18 protein-coding genes are annotated in these 20,247 nt (G+C 65.7%); 11 read left to right on the forward strand and 7 right to left on the reverse strand.

Going from position 1 to position 20,247, the window contains the following annotated elements; translation table 11 throughout:
- The first annotated feature begins 7 nt into the window (after window positions 1-7).
- The 10 genes from frr (at window position 8) to lpxB (ending at window position 10,493) form a co-directional block, all read left to right on the forward strand.
- Window positions 8-568 carry a ribosome recycling factor gene (gene frr, locus FQ775_RS06915; RefSeq protein WP_146301109.1) on the forward strand — a complete coding sequence of 187 codons (561 nt, stop codon included), beginning with the start codon at window positions 8-10 and terminating at the stop codon, window positions 566-568.
- Between the two features lie 69 nt (window positions 569-637).
- Entirely contained in the window at window positions 638-1,327 is a 690-nt protein-coding gene (locus FQ775_RS06920) for an isoprenyl transferase (protein ID WP_432420064.1), read from the forward strand.
- 52 nt (window positions 1,328-1,379) lie between these two features.
- The gene (locus tag FQ775_RS06925) at window positions 1,380-2,195 is read left to right on the forward strand and encodes a phosphatidate cytidylyltransferase (protein WP_146301107.1); all 816 of its coding nucleotides are present in this window, start codon (window positions 1,380-1,382) and stop codon (window positions 2,193-2,195) included.
- An 80-nt stretch (window positions 2,196-2,275) separates the two neighbouring features.
- Window positions 2,276-3,406: an RIP metalloprotease RseP gene (gene rseP / locus FQ775_RS06930; protein WP_146301106.1), complete on the forward strand. Its 1,131-nt coding sequence runs from the start codon at window positions 2,276-2,278 to the stop codon at window positions 3,404-3,406.
- A gap of 215 nt (window positions 3,407-3,621) precedes the next feature.
- Window positions 3,622-5,994 carry an outer membrane protein assembly factor BamA gene (bamA, locus tag FQ775_RS06935; RefSeq protein ID WP_146301105.1) on the forward strand — a complete coding sequence of 791 codons (2,373 nt, stop codon included), beginning with the start codon at window positions 3,622-3,624 and terminating at the stop codon, window positions 5,992-5,994.
- A gap of 59 nt (window positions 5,995-6,053) precedes the next feature.
- On the forward strand, window positions 6,054-7,112 hold the full coding sequence (gene lpxD / locus FQ775_RS06940; protein ID WP_146301104.1) for a UDP-3-O-(3-hydroxymyristoyl)glucosamine N-acyltransferase: 1,059 nt from the start codon (window positions 6,054-6,056) through the stop codon (window positions 7,110-7,112).
- A complete protein-coding gene (fabZ, locus tag FQ775_RS06945) occupies window positions 7,105-7,578 on the forward strand; it encodes a 3-hydroxyacyl-ACP dehydratase FabZ (protein WP_146301103.1) in 474 nt (157 codons plus the stop codon). Before lpxD ends, fabZ begins: the two co-directional genes overlap by 8 nt.
- Window positions 7,575-8,429 carry an acyl-ACP--UDP-N-acetylglucosamine O-acyltransferase gene (gene lpxA / locus FQ775_RS06950; protein WP_246730288.1) on the forward strand — a complete coding sequence of 285 codons (855 nt, stop codon included), beginning with the start codon at window positions 7,575-7,577 and terminating at the stop codon, window positions 8,427-8,429. The genes fabZ and lpxA overlap by 4 nt, the downstream gene beginning before the upstream one ends.
- Complete coding sequence (locus FQ775_RS06955; protein ID WP_146301102.1) at window positions 8,416-9,303, forward strand: LpxI family protein; 888 nt, start codon at window positions 8,416-8,418, stop codon at window positions 9,301-9,303. Before lpxA ends, FQ775_RS06955 begins: the two co-directional genes overlap by 14 nt.
- Window positions 9,300-10,493, forward strand: a complete 1,194-nt coding sequence (lpxB, locus tag FQ775_RS06960) for a lipid-A-disaccharide synthase (protein ID WP_146301101.1) — start codon at window positions 9,300-9,302, stop codon at window positions 10,491-10,493. Before FQ775_RS06955 ends, lpxB begins: the two co-directional genes overlap by 4 nt.
- Before the next feature lie 19 nt (window positions 10,494-10,512).
- Here lpxB and gltA read toward each other — a convergent pair whose 3' ends face one another.
- Together gltA and gltX are read right to left on the reverse strand one after the other, a co-directional pair.
- Window positions 10,513-11,802 (reverse strand): citrate synthase, encoded by a 1,290-nt coding sequence (gene gltA, locus FQ775_RS06965; protein WP_146301100.1) that lies wholly within the window; start codon window positions 11,800-11,802, stop codon window positions 10,513-10,515.
- Between the two features lie 175 nt (window positions 11,803-11,977).
- The gene (gene gltX / locus FQ775_RS06970; protein WP_146301099.1) at window positions 11,978-13,402 is read right to left on the reverse strand and encodes a glutamate--tRNA ligase; all 1,425 of its coding nucleotides are present in this window, start codon (window positions 13,400-13,402) and stop codon (window positions 11,978-11,980) included.
- Here gltX and FQ775_RS06975 point away from each other — a divergent pair.
- Complete coding sequence (locus FQ775_RS06975; RefSeq protein WP_246730289.1) at window positions 13,383-15,866, forward strand: ComEC/Rec2 family competence protein; 2,484 nt, start codon at window positions 13,383-13,385, stop codon at window positions 15,864-15,866. The two genes, gltX and FQ775_RS06975, sit on opposite strands and share 20 nt — an antisense overlap.
- Before the next feature lie 21 nt (window positions 15,867-15,887).
- On the opposite strand, the gene lexA is transcribed toward FQ775_RS06975, so the two are convergent.
- The 5 genes from lexA to trpD all read right to left on the reverse strand — a co-directional run bounded on the left by lexA (window position 15,888) and on the right by trpD (window position 20,246).
- Window positions 15,888-16,592: a transcriptional repressor LexA gene (gene lexA, locus FQ775_RS06980; protein ID WP_146301098.1), complete on the reverse strand. Its 705-nt coding sequence runs from the start codon at window positions 16,590-16,592 to the stop codon at window positions 15,888-15,890.
- A gap of 106 nt (window positions 16,593-16,698) precedes the next feature.
- On the reverse strand, window positions 16,699-17,904 hold the full coding sequence (locus FQ775_RS06985) for a molybdopterin molybdotransferase MoeA (RefSeq protein ID WP_146301097.1): 1,206 nt from the start codon (window positions 17,902-17,904) through the stop codon (window positions 16,699-16,701).
- Window positions 17,901-18,395: a cyclic pyranopterin monophosphate synthase MoaC gene (moaC, locus tag FQ775_RS06990; RefSeq protein ID WP_146301096.1), complete on the reverse strand. Its 495-nt coding sequence runs from the start codon at window positions 18,393-18,395 to the stop codon at window positions 17,901-17,903. Before moaC ends, FQ775_RS06985 begins: the two co-directional genes overlap by 4 nt.
- Before the next feature lie 7 nt (window positions 18,396-18,402).
- Complete coding sequence (gene trpC / locus FQ775_RS06995) at window positions 18,403-19,221, reverse strand: indole-3-glycerol phosphate synthase TrpC (protein ID WP_146301095.1); 819 nt, start codon at window positions 19,219-19,221, stop codon at window positions 18,403-18,405.
- Between the two features lie 5 nt (window positions 19,222-19,226).
- Window positions 19,227-20,246, reverse strand: a complete 1,020-nt coding sequence (gene trpD, locus FQ775_RS07000) for an anthranilate phosphoribosyltransferase (RefSeq protein WP_146301094.1) — start codon at window positions 20,244-20,246, stop codon at window positions 19,227-19,229.
- Window position 20,247 lies beyond the last annotated feature (1 nt).

Here is a 20,247-nt window from a genome sequence, read left to right on the forward strand (position 1 = left end):
CCAGACGATGACGAGCCCATACGACTACAAGGATCTGCAGCGGCGGATGGAGGGCGCGGTCAACGCTTTCAAGCATGACCTGGCGACGCTCAGGACCGGGCGTGCCTCGGCCAATCTGCTCGACCCGATCATGGTCACGGCGTATGGGTCGCCGATGCCGATCAGCCAGGTCGGCACCATCTCCGTGCCCGAGCCGCGCATGATTTCCGTTGCGGTCTGGGACAAGTCGCTGGTCGGTGCGGTCGACCGCGCCATCAGGGAATCCAATCTCGGCTTCAACCCGATAGTCGACGGCACCACGCTGCGCATCCCGCTGCCCGAGCTCAACGAGGAGCGGCGCAAGGAACTGGTCAAGATCGCGCATCAATATGCCGAGAACGCGCGCATCGCCGCCCGCCACGTGCGCCGCGACGGCATGGACGGGCTGAAAAAGCTCGAAAAGGATGGCGAGCTCGGCCAGGACGAAGTCCGCTCGCGCTCCGACCAGGTGCAGAAGCTCACCGACGACACCATTGCTACCATCGATTCCCTTCTCACCGAGAAGGAAGCCGAAATCATGCATGTTTGATCCGGGCGGGCCGTCGCCGTGACGGCCCGGGAGGACACCGTGGCCAAGCCGACCCACATCGCCATCATCATGGACGGCAACGGACGCTGGGCGAAGTCTCGCGGCATGCCGCGTACCGCCGGTCACCGCGCCGGCGTGGAGGCGCTGCGCAAGACGGTGCGCGCGGTCGGCGAACTCGGTATCGGCTGGCTCACAGTCTATGCGTTCTCGTCGGAGAACTGGTCGCGGCCGGCCTCCGAAGTCAGCGACCTGATGGGGCTCCTGAAACTCTTCATCCGGCGCGACCTGGCGGAACTGCACCAGAACGGGGTCAAGGTCAGGATCATCGGCGACCGGCGCAACCTGACCGGCGACATCCGCGCGCTGCTGGAGGAAGCAGAGGCGCTGACGGTCGACAACACCGCCATGAACCTCGTCATCGCCTTCAACTATGGCGCTCGCGACGAGATCGCCCGCGCGGCGGCCAAGATCGCGCGCCTGGCAGCGGCGCGGGAAATGTCGCCCGACCAGATCACCGAGGAAACCTTCGCCGCGTTCACCGACACGGCCGGCATTCCCGATCCCGACCTCATCATCCGAACCGGTGGCGACCAGCGGCTTTCGAACTTCCTGCTCTGGCAAGCTGCCTATGCCGAACTGGTCTTCCTGCCCTGCTACTGGCCCGACTTCGGCAGGGACGACCTGCTTGGCGCGATCGAAACCTTCTCAGGCCGCGACCGGCGTTTTGGCGGCGTCGCCGCGCAGGACGTCGCGTCTTGAGGCGCGACCGCCGGCAACGACCGTCCGTGTCCGGGAACGGCGGGAATCACGGATGAACAATCTGGTCGCAAGGGTGATCTCGGCACTGGTGCTTGCGGCCGTGGTGCTTTGGCTCACCTGGCTCGGCGGTTTGGCCTTCCGCATCCTCGTCGTCGCGATGGGCGTCGCGATTGCCGTCGAATGGGCAATGTTGTGCGGAGTGGCGGCAGACCGCCGGCTGCGCGCGGTCTATGGCGTCCTGGCCGCGGCCGTGTTGCTGCTGGTGCTTTCGGACGCGTCGACTTTCCTGCAATTCGCGGCGGCGGGCGCGGCGGCAATCGCTGCCCTGGTCGCCGGACAGCGCTCAGGGCGAGGCGGCTGGGCGGCGGCGGGCCTCGTCTATGCGACAACTCCGGCCATCGCCGCGGCGGCGATACGCGACGATAGCGCGGGCGGGCTGGCTGCGATCCTGTTCATCTTCGCGGTCGTCTGGGCGACCGACATCTTCGCTTATTTCGTCGGCCGAATCGTCGGCGGGCCGAAGCTTGCGCCGGCGATCTCGCCCGGCAAGACCTGGAGCGGGGCTGTCGGCGGCGCCTGTTTCGCGCTGGCGGCAGGCCTTGCGATGGCCTCGGCGGCCGGCACCCGAGCCGGGGTAGGGCTCGTCGTCGCGATTCTGGTGATCTCGGCGGTCTCGCAGGCCGGCGACCTTTTCGAATCATGGGTCAAGCGCCGCTTCGGCGCCAAGGACTCCTCGCACATCATTCCCGGCCACGGCGGGGTCATGGATCGGGTCGACGGCCTTGTCGTGGCCCTCATTGCGTTCTACTTGGTCGGCCTGACCGTGTCGTGGGCGGGTGGTCCATCGGCAGGTATTTTCGCCTGGTAGGCAGGCTTCCGGCTTCGCTTGGCGCCGCGGCGGCGGCCGAAGACGGGTCCACGAAGACACGAATCACGGTAGCGGCCTGAATGTTGCAATCGATCTTCGGCGTGGACGGCATCCTGATTGGAACGATCGTCCCATTTCTGTTCGTCCTGACCGTGGTCGTGTTCGTCCACGAAATGGGCCACTACCTCGTGGGGCGATGGTGCGGCATCGGCGTCAAGGCGTTCTCGATCGGTTTCGGGCCGGAACTGTTCGGTTTCACCGACAGCCACGGCACGCGCTGGAAGCTTTCCGCGGTGCCGCTCGGTGGTTACGTGAAATTCGTCGGCGACATGAGCGCGACCAGCCAGCCCGACACCGACGAGCTGGACGAACTGACCGAGGCGGAGCGCGCCCAGGCTTTCCACCTCCAGTCCGTGTGGAAGCGGGCGGCGACCGTTTTCGCGGGGCCGCTGTTCAACTTCCTGCTCACCATTGCGGTCTTCGCGGTCATGTTTTCCGCCTATGGGCGCTTCGTCTCCGATCCGGTCGTCTCGGAGGTTCGCGCCGGCAGCCCGGCCGATACGGCGGGCTTCATGCCCGGCGACCGCTTCGTCACCGTCGAGGGCGTGGCGATCGAGACTTTCGCCGATGTGCAGCGCATCGTCTCGGGCAGGGCGGGTGACGAACTGACCTTCGTCATGGCGCGCAACGGCAATGAGGTTGTGCTGCAGGCAACGCCCGAACTGACCGAACAGACCGACGCGCTCGGCAACACGATCCGCATCGGCATCATCGGCGTAGTGAGCAATCCGGAAACCGGACAGCCGCGCGTGGTGGAATACGGGCCGCTGGAGGCATTGGGCGAAGCCGTGACCGAAACCGGGCATGTCATCGCCCGGACCGGTCAATTTCTGAAACGTTTCGTGGCAGGCCGTGAGGACCGGTGCCAGTTGGGCGGACCGGTGAAGATCGCCGATATGGCCGGCAAGGCGGCCAGCAAAGGCTTCGAATGGCTCGTGCAACTGGTGGCGTTGCTGTCGGTGGGAATCGGCGTGCTCAACCTGTTGCCGATTCCGCCGCTGGACGGCGGCCATCTGGTCTTTTATGCGGTGGAGGCGGCAACCGGCAGACCGGTGTCGGAGCGGGTTACGGAGGCGATTTACCGGGCCGGCCTGCTTCTGGTACTGGTGTTCATGGCGTTCGTTTTCTGGAACGACATCTTTGGTTGCTAGGAGGATAAGGGAATAGCGACAGGCCATTGGATTGACATGCCATTTACCATGAGTGCCGAATTGCGTGACGCGAATGCCACGCGCGCGGGCTTAGTAAACGCAATTTAACCAGAAGCCTTGCGTGTATGGAATTTCCGGGTATTACGGTATCGGACACGATTTCGCATATCCGGTTTCTCGCCGTGGGGACTACGAGAACAAGGTAATTTCGCCCGATGAAGGCATATAGAAAATTTTTGGGCGCCGCGTCCGCAGCCGCGCTATCAGCCGGCTTGATTGTTTCGGGATCGATCACCGTTCAGCTGGCCGCGGTTGTCGCGGCCGAGGCTGCGGTCGTGCGCAACATCGACGTTCGTGGCAACCGCCGCGTCGACGACGCCACAATCGAGAGCTATCTCAACGTCCGTCGCGGTCAGAACTATTCTGGCGCCGACATCGATGAGGCCGTGAAGCGCCTGTTCGGCACCGGGCTGTTCGCCGATGTGCGCATCAATTTCGCCGGTTCCACGCTTGTCGTCGAGGTCGACGAATACGCGATCGTCAACCAGGTGATCTTTCAGGGCAACAGCAAGCTCAAGGACGACGCGCTCGCGCGCTCCGTTCAGCTTCAGCCGCGCGGACCCTTCTCGGAGGCCGCGATGCAGGCCGACATCGAGATCATCCGCGAAGCCTATGCGCGAATCGGCCGCGAGGACGCGATCGTCAACGGGCGCACGATCGATCTGGGCGAAGGCCGCGTGAACGTTGTCTTCGAGATCACCGAAGGCGGCCGAACCAAGATCGCGTCAGTCAATTTCATCGGCAACAACGCCTATTCCGATCGCCGGCTGCAGGACGTCATTTCGACCAAGCGTTCGTCGCTGCTTTCATTCCTGTTCCGTGACGACGTCTATGACGAGAACCGGCTGCGCGCCGACGAAGAAGCGCTGCGCCGCTTCTACTACAATCGAGGCTATGCCGATTTCCGCGTGATCTCGGCATCGGCCGAACTCGACGAGACCAACAACGAATACACGGTCAACATCACCGTCGAGGAAGGTGACCGCTACACCTTTGGTGACGTTCAGGTCGAAAGCACGCTGGACGGCATGGACGCCAGCACGCTCAACTCGCTGCTGGAAACTCGCTCGGGCGATGTCTACAGCGCCAAGGATGTCGAGGACACGATCATCGCGCTGACCGAGCGCGCTGTCGGTCTCGGCTATGCCTTTGCGCAGGTTACGCCGCGTGGCGACCGCAATTTCGAGACCCGCACGATCTCCGTCGTTTATTCCATCGACCAGGGGCCGCGCACCTACATCGAGCGCATCGAGATTCGCGGCAACGACCGCACGCGCGACTACGTGATCCGCCGTGAATTCGATATCACGGAGGGAGACGCCTTCAATCAGGTGCTGGTGCAGCGCGCCAAGCGTCGGCTGGAACGGCTCGACTACTTCACGTCGGTGAACATCTCGACCGTGCCCGGCTCGCAGCCGGATCAGGTGTATCTGGTTGTCGATGTTGTCGAGAAGTCGACCGGCGAGTTCTCGATCGGTGCCGGCTATTCCACCGGCAATTCGGCCAGCGGCCGCAGCGGCGTCAGCGTCGAGGGTTCGGTTGCCGAGCGCAATTTCCTCGGTCGCGGCCAGTTCATCAAGGTCTCGGCAGGCGGCGGCAAGGGATCGCGGGACTACTCGATCTCGTTCACCGAACCCTATTTCCTCGGGCGACGGATTGCGGCCGGTTTTGATATTTTCCGTCAGTCGCGCTCGTTCGACAACTACACCTCGGCGCAGACCGGCGCGACCGTGCGCTTCGGTTTGCCCATCACAGAGGCGTTGACCGGCCAACTCGCCTATACCTACTCGACCGAAGAATACGACCTGACGTCAGCCTGTGACGCGAACGCGGACGGAATTCCCGACCCGGGTTGCCTGGTGTCTCCGGCTATCGTCACGGCGGTCGGCCAGAGCCCGTGGAAGAAGTCGGCGGTTTCCGGCACGTTGCTCTACAACACGATCGACGACCTGAAGAATCCGCGCGAAGGTGTCTACTCGACCTTCTCGGTCGAATATGCCGGCATTGGCGGCGACGCCAAATACGTCAAGCTGACCGGTCGCGGAACCTATTACCACACCTTGCTCGACGAGCAGGACGTCGTCGGCGTTCTGGTCGCCGGTGCCGGGCACATCATCCCGACCGGCCAGACCTTGCGCCTGTTTGATCATTTCCAGAACAGTGATCGCATCATCCGCGGCTTCGAGGGAAGCGGCATAGGACCGGTGTCGCTCACATCGCCTACCGATCATCTCGGCGGCCGGACCTATTTCCACGCCTCGGCGGAGGCGCAGTTTCCGCTGCCGGTGGTACCGCACAGCCTCGGGCTCAAGGGTGCTCTCTTTGTCGACGCGGCAACGCTGTACGCCAACTCGCTTGCCGACGTGAATCCTGCCACGACCGGCATGCAGTGGCGTGCGTCGATCGGCGCCTCGATCCTGTGGTCGTCACCCTTCGGTCCGATCCGCATCGACTACGCCATACCGGTGCTCAAGGAACCGACCGACGAGATCCAGCACTTCAACTTCGGCGTTTCCACCCGCTTCTAAGATGCGCCCGCGCGGGCTGGCAGGATGGCCGGCCCGCATTCCGAGGCTTCGGACGTGACATGGCAGACCCCAAGTTCTTCGTGCCGTCGCGTTCGTATTCGGCCGGGGAACTGGCAGAGCTGACAGGCGCCGAACTGGCCAACCCCGCGCTTGCCGGCGTGACGATCGAGCGGATTTCCTCGATAGGGGAAGGCGGGTCGGGCAGCCTCGTCTTCGTCGAACGCCAGAGTTTTGCCGAACAGCTCGGCGACCTCGACGCTGCGGCCATCCTTTGCCCTCAAAAAATGTTGGATCTGGTGCCCGCTGGCGTCGCTGCGCTCGTTTCGCGCCGGCCGGGCTTCGATTTCGCACGCATTGCGGCGTTGATGTACCCGACGGCGGCGCGTCCGACAGCTTTCACCGCGGAGGCCGGCGTGTCGCCGCTGGCGACGGTCGCCGATGGTGCCGTCATCGAGCCGGGGGCGATCGTCGAGGGCGGTGCCGTGATCGGTGCCGGGGCGGGTATCGGCCGCGGGACCGTGATTGCGCCCGGCGCGATCATCGGGCCCGAATGCCAGATCGGCCGCGACAGCTATATCGGCCCCGGCGCGACCGTCATGGCGGCACTGCTCGGCGACCGCGTCGTCATCCACGCTGGAGCGCGCATCGGCCAGGAAGGGTTCGGCTTCCTGCCTTCGGCGCAAGGGTTGAAGAAAATCCCGCAGATCGGTCGCGTCGTTCTACAGGATGACGTCGAGATCGGTGCCAACTCGACGGTCGACCGCGGTGCGCTTGGCGACACCATCATCGGGCAGGGCACCAAGATCGACAATCTGGTGCAGGTCGGCCACAACGTGCGCATTGGCCGCCATTGCGCGATTGCCGCCCATTCCGGCATTTCCGGTTCAGTGACGATCGGCGACTATGTCCTGCTCGGCGGTCGGGTGGGCATCTCAGACCATGTCACGATAGGAGACGGGGTACATATTGCGGCTGCCGCCGGAGTGATGCATGACATTCCGGCAGGTCAGAAATGGGCCGGCGCGCCGGCTCAACCGGTGACCAACTTCTTCCGCGAGGTGAGTGCGCTTCGCAAGCTGGCCGGCCAGAACAGGCGAAAGGGAAAAGGCGATGTCTGAGGCTCAGGCGAAATCGGCTCTCGACACGCTCGACATCATGGAACTCATGCGGTTCCTGCCGCATCGCTATCCCTTCCTGCTGGTTGACAGGATCGAGGAGATCGACGGCAACAATTCCGCTGTGGGCATCAAGAACGTCACGATCAACGAGCCCCATTTTCAAGGCCATTTTCCCGATCAGCCGGTCATGCCGGGCGTGCTCATCGTCGAGGCCATGGCGCAGACGGCGGGAGCCATTTGCGTCAGGAGTTCGGGCAGTGGAATGCCGGCGCTGGTCTATTTCATGACCATCGACAGTGCGAAGTTTCGCAAGCCCGTGCTGCCGGGAGACCAACTCCGCATCTCCGTCGTCAAGCAGAAGCAGCGCGGCGGTATCTTCAAGTTCGCCTGTGAAGCCCACGTCGGCGACAACAAGGTTGCGGAGGCGGACATATCGGCGATGATGACGCCCAAGGAAAACAGTTGAACCAGCCCCGCGTGAACGACGAGAGCGGATCGTCGATCCACCCGAGCGCGGTCATCGAGCGCGGCGCCGAAATCGGGCAGGGCGTTCGTATCGGCCCTTTCTGTTTCGTCGGTCCGCAAGTGCGCCTGCATGACGGCGTCGAGCTTCACAGCCATGTCTCCGTCGTCGGCGCCACTGAAATCGGCTCTGGGACCGTCGTGCATTCCCACGTCGCGCTTGGCGGCGACCCGCAGGACGCCAAGCACAAAGGCGGTCACACGACCCTGAAGATCGGCCGTGACAACATCATTCGCGAGTTCGCGACCATGCATGTGGGCACCGACCATGGCCGCCGGGAGACCGTGGTTGGCAACAACGGCTTCTTTCTCGGCTATTCGCATGTCGCGCATGACTGCATCGTCGGCGACCACGTCACGCTGACGCATGGCGCAACGATTGGCGGTTTCTGCGAGGTCGGCGACCATGCCATCATCGGCGGCATGACCGCGGTCCATCAGTTCGTCCGCATTGGTTCGCGCGCCTTCGCTGCAGGCTGCTCCGCCATCGTCGGCGACGTGATCCCTTACGGCATGGCGGTCGGCAACCGCGCCAAGCTGCGCGGCTTCAATATCGTCGGCATGCGCCGCTCAGGTATACCGCGGGCGCAGGTTCTGCGCATGCGCGAAGCCTACCGGACGATATTCGACCCAGCCCGACCGCTCAGCGAGAACCTGTCCATCGCGCGCGAGGCATATGCCGACACACCCGCCGTGATGGAGATCATTGCCTTCATGGAAGGGCGCGACAGACGCTATTTCTGCGTTCCGCCATTGGCGGGTTCGGCTGCCGATACCGACGATGAGCGCGATTGAGGCGGACATTCGCCTCGCCTTGGGGGCCGGCGACCGCGTGGCGATCATTGCCGGTGGCGGGCTGCTTCCCGTTGATCTGGCACAGCGACTGAGCGAGGCAGGCCAGGCCCCCTTTATCGTCATTGCCGGAGGCGAGGTGTCGCCAAGCTCGCCGCTCTTCACCTACGATCACCACGTGCTGGAGCTGGAGGAATTCTCGCAGCTCGTTGCGGTTCTGAAGAAGAACGAGGCCACGCATGTCGTCCTAGCCGGCGGCATCGAGCGCCGTCCGGCGTTTGCCTCTCTGAAATTGACGTTCGATCTCGTTCGGCTGTTGCCGCGCGTGGTGGCCGCGCTGGCGCAAGGCGACGACGTGCTCCTCCATACGATCGTGGGTTTTCTTGAATCGCGCGGCTTCGCCGTCGTCGGCGCACATCAGTTGATGCCGGACCTGCTGGCGGCGGAGGGCGCGCTGTCCCGCAAGAAGCCGTCGAAAGCCGCGCAGCGCGACATCGACGCCGCGATGGCGGCTGCCCGCGCCATCGGGGCGCTCGACATCGGACAAGCGGCGGTGTCCATCGGCGGGCGGGTGATCGCGCTCGAAGGCATCGAAGGTACCGACGGGCTCCTGGAACGGACGCGCGAGTTGCGGACCCACGGTCGCCTTGCCGCACGTTCCGGCGGGGTGCTCGCCAAATGCGCCAAGCCCACGCAAGAGCTGCGCGCCGACCTGCCGACGATCGGGCCGAATACGATTGTCACGGCGCATCGGGCTGGGCTTGGCGGCGTCGCCGTGGAGGCAGGCCGTTCGCTCGTTCTCGATCAGCCCGGCGTTATCGAAGCGGCTGATCGGCTCGGCATGTTTGTCGTCGGCGTACGGGGCGAGCCGCGATGAGCGGTGAAGAGTCGCTCCATGTGGCAGTGGTTGCCGGGGAGGAATCCGGCGACCTGCTCGGCGCGGATCTTGTCAGCGAACTGGCGCGGCGGGCCGGACGATCGCTCCGCCTGACGGGCGTCGGCGGCCCGCATCTCGCTCAACTCGGACTGAATTCGCTTTTCGATCCGACCGAGATCGCCCTCATGGGCCTGTCAGCGGTTCTGGCCCGCCTACCGAGCCTCGTGCGCAAGATAGGGTCCACGGCGCGGACCATCGCCGAGACGCGGCCCGACTGCCTGATTACCATCGACAGCCCGGATTTCAGCCTGCGCGTGGCGCGGAAAGTGCGGGCGCTCGCGCCTGAAATCCCGATCATCCACTATGTGTGCCCAAGCGTTTGGGCATGGCGGCCGCAGCGTGCGGTGAGGATGGCGGCCTATGTCGACCATGTGCTGTGCTTGCTGCCCTTCGAGGCCGACGCCCTTGCGCGCCTGAAAGGGCCGCCGGCAACCTATGTCGGGCATCGGCTGGCGCACGACCCCATGCTGATCGCCGCCGCAGCCCGGCAGGCGCAGCGCGCTCCGAAAGCGACGGGCGAAACGGCCACCTTGCTTGTGCTTCCCGGTTCGCGGCGCAGCGAAGTGCGCCGGCTGATCGGGCCGTTTCGCGAAACCGTTGAAGAACTCGAAAACAGGGGGCAGGCTCTGCGCCTGCTGCTACCTACAGTGGCGCATGTGCGGCCGCTGGTCGAGGCGGCCATCGCCAACTGGCGCAACCGGCCTGAACTGATCCTCGGCAGCGAGGCCAAATACCGGGCCTTCGGCGAGGCCGACGCCGCGCTTGCGGCTTCGGGCACTGTCTCACTCGAACTGGCGCTCGCGGGCGTGCCTCTTGTCGCCTGCTACAAGGCCGACACGGTCGGCAAGGCCCTTTATCCGCTGATCACGACCTGGTCGGCATCGCTGCCGAACCTGATTGCCGACTACCCGGTCGTGCCCGAATATTACGACTATTTCGTACGGCCGCGGCTGATCGCGCGCCAGCTAGAGCGCCTCATCGCCGAGACGCCGGAACGGCGGGGACAGCTTGAAGGCTTCGCGCGCGTGCGCGACCGCATGGCGACAGAGCGCCCGGCGGGTGCGATCGGCGCGGACGCGGTGCAAGCGGTTATTGCCAAAACGAAAACGGCGCCACGCGGCGCCGTCTGAGAAAAACCGGCTGAGGGGTCTAGCGCTTGGCGATCGGCACGTAGTCGCGCGACTGCTCGCCGGTATAGAGCTGGCGCGGCCGGCCGATCTTCTGGTGGGGATCCTCGATCATTTCCTTCCACTGCGCGATCCAGCCGACCGTGCGCGCCAGGGCGAACAGCACGGTGAACATGGTCGTCGGGAAGCCCATCGCCTTCAGCGTGATGCCGGAATAGAAGTCGATGTTCGGATAGAGCTTCTTTTCGATGAAATACTCGTCGGTGAGCGCGATCTTTTCGAGCTCCATGGCGACCTCGAGCAGCGGGTCATCCTTGACGCCGAGTTCGGCCAGCACCTCGTGCGTGGTACGCTGCATGATCTTGGCGCGCGGATCGTAGTTCTTGTAGACACGGTGGCCGAAGCCCATCAGGCGGAACGGATCGTTCTTGTCCTTGGCGCGTTCGATGAATTCGGGAATGCGGTCCACAGTGCCGATTTCGGCCAGCATGTTGAGCGCGGCTTCGTTGGCGCCGCCATGCGCCGGACCCCACAGGCAAGCAATGCCGGCGGCGATGCAGGCGAACGGATTGGCCCCCGAGGAGCCGGCCAGCCGCACCGTCGATGTCGAGGCGTTCTGCTCGTGGTCGGCGTGGAGAATGAAGATACGGTCCATGGCGCGCGCCAGCACCGGGTTGGCCTTGTAGTCCTCGCAGGGGACCGCGAAGCACATATGCAGGAAGTTGGCCGCGTAGGAGAGCTCGTTCTTCGGATAAATGAACGGCTGGCCGATATGGTATTTGTAGGCCATCGCCGCGATCGTCGGCATCTTGGCGATCATGCGCATCGACGCGACCATGCGCTGATGCGGGTCCGAGATGTCGGTCGAGTCATGGTAGAAGGCTGACAGCGCGCCGACCACGCCGCACATCACGGCCATCGGGTGCGCGTCGCGGCGGAAACCGGTGAAGAAGCGCGACATTTGCTCGTGCAGCATCGTGTGCCGCGTGACGCGGTAGTCGAAATCCTCTTTCTGCACCTTGGTCGGCAATTCGCCGTAAAGCAGCAGGTAGCAGACCTCGAGAAAGTCGCCATGTTCGGCGAGCTGGTCGATCGGATAGCCGCGATGCAGCAGCACGCCCTCGTCGCCGTCGATATAGGTGATCTTGGATTCGCAGCTCGCGGTCGAGGTGAAGCCGGGATCGTAGGTGAACATCCCGGTTTCCTTGTAGAGCGCGGCGATGTCGACAACGCTGGGGCCCACCGAGCCTGGCCGGACATTGAGCTCCATTTCCTTACCGCCGATCTCGAGCTTTGCGGTGGAATCAGTCATGGGCGAACTCCTTCGTCTGAAATGGCCAGCCAAACGGGAACAGCTCCGCGACGGACATCGCGGCGTGAAAAGTGCGCTCTAGCTATCCTATTTCCGCCACCGTGCCAAGCTGACCGAAAGCCTAATGCTGCGATGCAACACCGGCACCATCGGCCTGAAACGCAAGACGCCGAAACTAGCGGTCGAGCGCGTCGGCGATGCGCCCAAGGCTCTCCTCGCGTCCGAGCACGGCCAGGACGTCGAACACGCCGGGCGAGACGGTGCGGCCGGTGAGCGCGGCGCGCAGCGGCTGGGCCACGGCGCCAAGCTTGACGCCTGAATCGGCGACATAGGCGCGGACCGCCGCTTCGGTCGTCTCCGCGCTCCAGTCGCCGCTCACCGCTTCCAGTGACCGCCTCGCGCCCTCCAACACCTCGTGCGATTTGGCGATGATCTCGGCAGCCTTGTCGTCTGGCAAAAGAGGCCTTTTTACAAAGAGATAGGCGGCATTGTTGATCAATTCGACAAGCGTCTTGGCGCGCTCTTTCAGCCCGGGCATGGCTGCCAGCAGACTGGCCTGCTTGCCATTGTCCAGCGCGGCGGCGATGGCCTCTCCGCCTTCGAGATACGGTAGCGTAGCGACCAAGATATCGAGCAGTTCGGCATCGGGCATGCCACGGATGTGGACACCGTTGACGGCTTCGAGCTTCTGGAAATCGAAGCGCGCAGCACCCTTGTTGATGTCCTCGATCTCGAACCATGCGATCATGTCTTTGGTCGACATGATCTCGTCGTCGCCATGGCTCCAGCCGAGCCGGGCCAGGTAGTTGCGCAAGGCAACCGGCAGGTAGCCCATGGCGCGGTAGGCCTCGACGCCGAGCGCGCCATGGCGCTTGGAGAGCTTGGCGCCGTCCGGCCCGTGAATCAGCGGGATGTGCGCCATCACCGGGACGTCCCAGCCCATGGCCTGATAGATGATGGTCTGGCGGGCGCCATTGGTCAGGTGGTCGTCGCCGCGGATGATGTGGGTGACGCCCATATCGTGATCGTCGACGACGACCGCGAGCATATAGGTCGGATTGCCGTCAGAGCGCAGGATGATGAAATCGTCGAGGTCCTTGTTGGGGAAGCGCACCTCTCCCTGAACGCGATCGGCCACGACGGTTTCGCCCTCGCGCGGCGCCTTGATGCGCACGACTGGCTTGACACCTGCCGGAGCGTCCGAGGGGTCGCGATCGCGCCAGCGCCCGTCATAGCGCGGCGGGCGCCCTTCAGCACGGGCCGTTTCGCGCATTTCCTCCAGTTCGGCCTGGCTGGCATAGCAATGATAGGCCTCGCCACGGCGCACCAGCTCCTCGGCGATTTCGCGGTGGCGGCCGATCCGGCCGGCCTGCGATACCGGCTCGCCATCCCATTGCAGCCCGAGCCATGCCAGGCCGTCGAGGATCGCCGCGGTCGCCGCATCGGTCGAGCGTTCGCGGTCGGTGTCCTCGATGCGCAGCAGCATCTTGCCGCCGGTGTGCCGCGCGTAGAGCCAGTTGAACAACGCCGTGCGTGCGCCGCCAATGTGCAAATAGCCGGTTGGCGAGGGCGCAAAGCGCGTGACGACGGTCTTGCTCATGAGAATGTCCAGGAATTCGCTGCGCCGAACGTTACCGGAGGTGCGTACGGGTGATTTTGGCTGGCGTTCATGTAGCATAGGTGGCTCGGGGTGCAAGAAGGGGTGTTGCGGGAGGCGGGCAGGGATGGTCCTCGCCAGCGACAGTCGCAGCCGGATCGGCGTTGAAGCCGGCGACGCGCCGCAAGCCGGGTTGCCGGTGCGCGCCGATGGCATGCCCCTGCGGTCGCAGAGAACGCTTGCCGTCCGGCTCTCAGCCTGGCCGGCGCACGTTGCGGCGGGCATCCCCGCGGCTCTGGAACTGGAACAAGCGCGCGGGACACCGTTCCTGCTGCTGCCGGTCTGCCTCGGGGCAGGCGCGGCAACCTATTTTGCCCTCCCGGTGGAACCGGGCTGGCCCTTTGTCTCCGGGCTGATGCTCGCCGTCGTCGCGCTACGCCAGGCTTTGGCTGCGAAACGCCATCTGGCATTCCTCTGTACGGCGCTCCTCGTCGTCTGCCTCGGGCTGGCGGCTGGCAAGATCGAGGCCTGGCGCGCCGGCACCGCGATGCTCGGCTCCTCCGTGTCGACGGTGCTGACCGGCCGCGTCGTTGCGGTCGAACACCAGGCGAGCGGGCGCACGCGGCTCACGGTCGACGTCGAGGCGACGCGGCGCCCACTCCTGCGCTACGCGCCCGACCGTATCCGTGCATCAGCGCGAAACGATCCCGGCGTGGCGGCCGGCGACAGGATCGAAGGCGTCGTCAGGCTGTTCCCGCCATCGGGGCCGGTGCGCCCCCATGGCTACGATTTCGCTTTCGAAAGTTATATGGCCGGGATCGGCGCGACCGGCTTTTTCCTCGGCGATCCGCGGCGCATCGAGGCGGCGCCGGACAGCAATGTTCGCCGCCACTGGGCGGCCCGGGTTGCCAATATGCGCGAGGCCATCGCGGCGCGCATCCGCCGCCATCTCGACGGCGCGGCCGGCGAGGTCGCGGCCGCCCTCATTGCGGGTGTCCGCGCCGGCATTCCGGAAGAGACCAACGAGGCGTTGCGCAAGGCGGGCTTGGCCCACGTGCTGTCGATCTCGGGACTGCACATGGCGCTGGTTGCGGGGACGGTGATGCTGGCGCTGAGGGCGCTGTTTGCCGCGTTGCCGGGGTTTTCCTCGCGACATCCGGTAAAGAAATACGCCGCCGCTGCGGCCCTGGTCGCCGCCAGCTACTACCTCCTGGTATCGGGAGCGGCAGTCGCGGCGCAACGCAGCTTCATCATGATCGCCGTGATGCTGGTCGCGCTGCTCTTCGACCGGGGGGCGATCACCATGCGCAACCTGGCAATCGCAGCGATGATCATCATCGCGATCGCCCCGCACGAGGTGGTTGGTCCCTCCTTCCAGATGTCGTTCGCGGCCACCGCGGCACTGATTGCCGCTTACGCCGCCTGGGCCGAGCGGGCGGCGGCCGCGCCCCGGCGCGACTGGTCGCCCGAAGCCGGCCTCGTCCGCCGGCTTGCAAGCCGCGCGGCCTATTACACCACCGGACTGGCAATGACGTCCCTGATTGCCGGTGGCGCCACGACGCTCTTTGCTGTCTGGCATTTTCACCGGGCGGCGCCGCTGGGGCTGATCGCCAACCTTGCCGCGATGCCGGTCGTTTCGCTGATCGTCATGCCGTTCGCAGTGATCGCGGGCGTGCTGATGCCCCTGGGCCTCGAAGGGCCGGCATTGCGGGTGATGGGGCAGGGGATATCGGCCATGGTGGCGATAGCCGACTGGGTCGCCGAACGCACGCCGTTCGACGCAGTTGGAGCGATCTCACCGGCTGCTCTGCTGTGGCTGACGGCCGCCCTGATCGTGGCCACCGTTGCCACGACGCGGCTGCGCTTGATCGCAGTCCCATTGGCCGTCGCCGGACTGGCGGCGATGCTGGCGGGCCGGCATCCTGATCTGCTTGTTTCTGAGGATGGCAAGCTGCTGGCCCTGGCGCGGTCGGATGGCGGGTTGGCGGTCAGCAGGTCGCGACCCAACGGCTTCACGGTCGGCATCTGGCAGAAGGCGCTGGCGTCGGAGCGGCTGGTGAAGCCCGAAACCTCCAAGGATGCCGAAGCATCCTCGCTGTTGGGAGCCGCAGATGGTTCTGGCGACGCTTTCATCTGCGCGGACGACACCTGCATCGCGCGCCATGCCGGCGGGGCCGTCATCGTTCAGTCCGCCACTGCCGAGACCGCTGCGCCGTTCTGCGCGATAGCCGCAATCATCATTATCGAGGATGCGACGGCAAAAGATCCGTGCGGCGACAGCAAGGTGCTGGTGGTGACGGCACGCGACCTGGCGCGGCGCGGCAGCTTGGCCGTCCACTTCGACGCCGGTACGAACCAAGCGAGCGCGGAATTCGCCATTTCGGAGCCGTTTCGCCCATGGCACGACCACCGGCGCTTCTCACGCGAGGCGCGCGGCCTGCCGCCCTACCGAAGGGGCGAGGACTGACGAGCGACGGCAGCCAGCGGGTCAGTAGCGGCGGATGAGACCGACGAGCCGGCCCTGAACCTTGACCCGGTCGGGCCCGAAGATGCGGGTTTCGTAGGCCGGGTTGGCAGCCTCGAGCGCGATCGAGGCGCCCTTGCGGCGGAAGCGCTTCAACGTTGCCTCCTCATCGTCGACCAGGGCGACGACGATGTCGCCGGGATTGGCGGTGCCGATGCTGCGGATGATGACCGTATCGCCGTCGAGAATGCCGGCTTCGATCATCGAATCGCCCTTGACCTCGAGCGCGAAATGCTCGCCGCCGGAAAGCATTTCCGGCGGCACGGCGACCGAATGGGTCTGATGCTGGATGGCGTCGATCGGCACGCCGGCGGCGATGCGCCCCATGACCGGCACCGAGACCGAGGCCGCGTCGTCGTCATTGCCCGACGGCGGCGGGGCCGCGGGTTTCGGCTTGCCACCCTCGATCACGCTTGGCGAGAACTTGCGCGGCGCGCCAAGTCCCGGCGCGATGGAATCGGGAAGCCGTATCACTTCGAGCGCCCTGGCGCGGTTGGGCAACCGGCGAATGAATCCGCGCTCCTCCAGAGCGGTGATCAGCCGGTGAATGCCGGACTTGGAGGCAAGGTCGAGCGCCTCCTTCATCTCGTCGAAGGAGGGCGGAATGCCGGTCTCCTTCAGACGCTCATGAATGAAGAGCAGGAGTTCGTGTTGCTTCCGCGTCAGCATTCGGGCCCCCAAGGGAATCGTTCATAAACAAAACCAGAACAAACACTATCTGTTCCAGTCTTGTTCCGCAACCATTTAAATTTTAGTGAATGCGTTTACGCTTTGTTCAGCGTAACATCAGCAACGCGGAGGGCGCGCCGGCCTGAGCCGCCGGCGCGTGCGGCGGGCGGACGATCAGGGCGTTGGCGTCGGCCAGCACCCTGAGCATAGAGGAATCCTGGATCGGCGAGGGCCGCGCCACGAGCCGGCCGCCTTCCCTCACCGCGATGGCGCGCAGATAGTCCTGCCTGAGATCGTTGGCGGGAAGATCGGCGCCGATAAAACCGGGGACCGGTCCGTCGGGCGCCGGGCGGCCTGCGAGCCGGGCAATCAGCGGTTTGAGGAAGACGTGCGAGCAGACGAGGCTTGCGACCGGGTTGCCGGGCAGGCCGAGCACGTGGCGACCGCCGAGCATGCCCGCCATCAGCGGCTTGCCGGGCCGCATGGCGATCTTCCAGAAATCGATCGCCGCGCCATGCGCCCTTAGCGCCTGCTGGACAAGGTCGTGGTCGCCCACCGAGGCGCCGCCTATGGTGACGATGATGTCGGCGTCGGCATCGACGGCGCGGGCAAGGGCGGCCTCGATCGCCTCGTCGCGGTCGGCGGCAATGCCGAGGTCGAGCACGCGGGCGCCGGCCTCCCGCGCGATCGCGGCCACGCCATACATGTTGGAAGCGACGATCTGGCCGGGGCCGACTTCGCTGCCGGGCGGAACCAGTTCGTTGCCAGTGGCGAGGATCGCCACAAGCGGCCGCGAGACGACGTCGAGTCGGGCATGATTGGCGGCCGCGGCCAGCGATAGCGCGGCGGCGTCAAGGACGCGGCCGGCCTCGAGCAGGCTCTCGCCGGCCTCGAAGTCGAGCCCCTTGCGGCGGATGTTTTTCCCGCGGACGACTGTTTCGGTAACCTCGACCGTGTGTCCGTTGATCGGGCGCGTGTTTTCCTGGATCAGTACCGTGTCGGAACCCTCCGGCACGACGCCGCCAGTGAAGATGCGCACAGCTTCGCCAGGTCCGACCACCCTGTCAAACGGCAGCCCGGCGGGTGCCTGGCCGATCACCGTCAGCATGACCGGCACTGTCTCGACGTCGGCGGCGCGGATGGCGTAGCCGTCCATTGCCGAGGCGGGGAAGGGAGGCTGCGTGCGCAGGGCCATCAAGGGGGCAGCGAGCACCCGGCCGGCACATTCGGCGATCGCCAACGTCTCGGCGGGTCGCCGGCTGGCGCCCGAAAGAAGCCGTTCCAGCGCGATCTCAACCGGAAGCAGGCTCATCGACCGTCGTCCGGAACGCGCCAGTCGCCTGATTTGCCGCCGGTCTTTTCGATGAGGCGGACGCCTGTGATGGCCATGCCGCGGTCGATCGCCTTGGCCATGTCATAGATCGTCAGGCAGGCGACGGCGACCGCGGTCAGCGCCTCCATCTCGACGCCGGTGCGGCCCTTGAGTTTCGCCATGGCGCGGACGCGCAGTCCGGGCAAAGCCTCGTCCGGCTCGATGTCGACGGAGACCTTGCTCAGGAGCAGAGCGTGGCAGAGCGGGATCAGTTCGTGGGTCTTCTTGGCGGCCATGATGCCGGCAAGCCGCGCCGTGCCGAGCACGTCGCCTTTCCTGGCGTCGCCGGCGAGGATCGTCCGCAGCGTGGCCGCATCCATCGTCACCGCGCCTTCGGCGACGGCGACGCGTTCGGTCTCGGCCTTGTCGCCGACATCGACCATATGCGCTTCGCCGCTGGCGCCGATATGGGTGAGGCGGGCCTTGGTCATCGATGCCTCAGCCCGCGCTGCGCACCGGCTCGGATGCGCCGCCGATCAGCGATCGCGTCGCCGCCGCGACGTCATCCTGGCGCATCAGGCTTTCGCCGACCAGGAACGCATTGATGCCGCTCGCGGCAAGCCGCCGGCAGTCGGCATGGGTGAAAATGCCGCTTTCGCCGACCAGGGTGCGGTCGTCGGGCACCAGCCGCGCAAGCCGCTCGGATGTGGCGAGGCTCACCTCGAATGTCCTGAGGTCGCGGTTGTTGATGCCGATCAGCGGCGAGGCAAGCTTGAGCGCGCGCTCGGTCTCGGCTTCGTCGTGGACCTCGACCAGCACGTCCATCCCGAGTTCGCCGGCGCTTTCTTCCAGCGCGCTGGCTTCCTCGTCGGAAACGCTCGCCATGATGACCAGGATGGCGTCAGCACCCCAGGCGCGCGCTTCGTGGACCTGATAGGGCTCGAACATGAAATCCTTGCGCAGCGCGGGCAGGGAGGTTGCGCCGCGTGCCGCGGTCAGGAACTCCGGCGTGCCCTGAAAGGACGGGGTGTCGGTCAGCACCGAGAGGCAGGCCGCGCCACCAGCTTCGTACGCGCGGGCGAGCGCCGGCGGGTCGAAATCGGCGCGGATCAGCCCGCGCGACGGGCTCGCCTTCTTGATCTCGGCGATGAGGCCGAAGCCGCCCCCGGCGCGCTGTTTCTCAAGTGCAGCGCGAAAGCCGCGCGGCGGCTCGACATTGGCGATCCGCGCCTTGAGTTCGGCCAGCGGGCGCTCGGCCTTGGCGCGGGCAATCTCCTCGCGCTTGTAGGTCTCGATCTTCTTCAGGATGTCAGCCATGGCGGCTACCCGTCGCCTCGGTTCGAAACGGCGACGAGCCGTTCGAGGGTCTGGCGCGCCTTGCCTGCGTCGATCGTCTCGGCAGCGAGCGCGACGCCGTCCTTGAGTGTCGCGGCCTTGCCGGCGACGACAAAGGCAGCGCCCGCATTCATCAGGACGATGTCGCGATAGGGCGTCTTCTCGCCGTCGAGAACCAGCTTCAGCGCCATGGCGTTGTGCTCGGCGTCGCCGCCCTTGAGATCGGCGAAGGCAACGCGCGGCAGCCCGACATCCTCCGGCTTCACCTTGAAGGTGGTGATCGCGCCATACTCGAGGGCGGCGACCTCGGTCTCGCCGGCGGTGGTGATCTCGTCGAGGCCGTCGCCGTGAACAACCCAGGCAGCCTCGGCCCCGAGCGTCTTCAGCACCTCGGCGACCGGCACCACCCATTCGGGCGCGAAGACCCCGACCATCTGGCGCTTGACGCTGGCGGGATTCGACAGCGGCCCCAAGAGGTTGAAGACCGTGCGGGTGCCAAGCTCGACCCGGGCCGGGCCGACATGTTTCATGGCCGAATGATGCCTGGGCGCGAACATGAAACCGAGCCCCGCCTCGCGAATGCAGGCGGCGATCGCTTCCGGCCCGATCTCGATGTCGACGCCGAGGGCGGCCAGCGTATCGGCCGCTCCGGAGCGCGAGGAAAGCGCGCGGTTGCCATGCTTGGCAACCGGCACGCCGGCGCCGGCGACCACGAAGGCCGCGCAAGTGGAGATGTTGTAGGAGCCGGACGCATCGCCGCCGGTGCCGACAATGTCGATCGCGTCCGCCGGTGCGGCGACCGGCAGCATCTTGGCCCGCATGGTCGCGACCGCGCCGGAAATCTCGGCCACCGTCTCGCCGCGCACCCGCATGGCCATGAGGAATCCGCCGATCTGGGCCGGCGTCGCCTCGCCGGACATGACCACCTCGAAGGCCGCGCGCGCCTCCTCGAAAGAGAGCGGCGTCCCGGTCGCGACCTTGGCGATATGGGGCTTGAAGTCGCTCATG

The sequence above is a fragment of the Nitratireductor mangrovi genome (assembly GCF_007922615.2).
In the GTDB taxonomy this organism is placed as follows: Bacteria; Pseudomonadota; Alphaproteobacteria; order Rhizobiales; family Rhizobiaceae; genus Mangrovimarina; species Mangrovimarina mangrovi.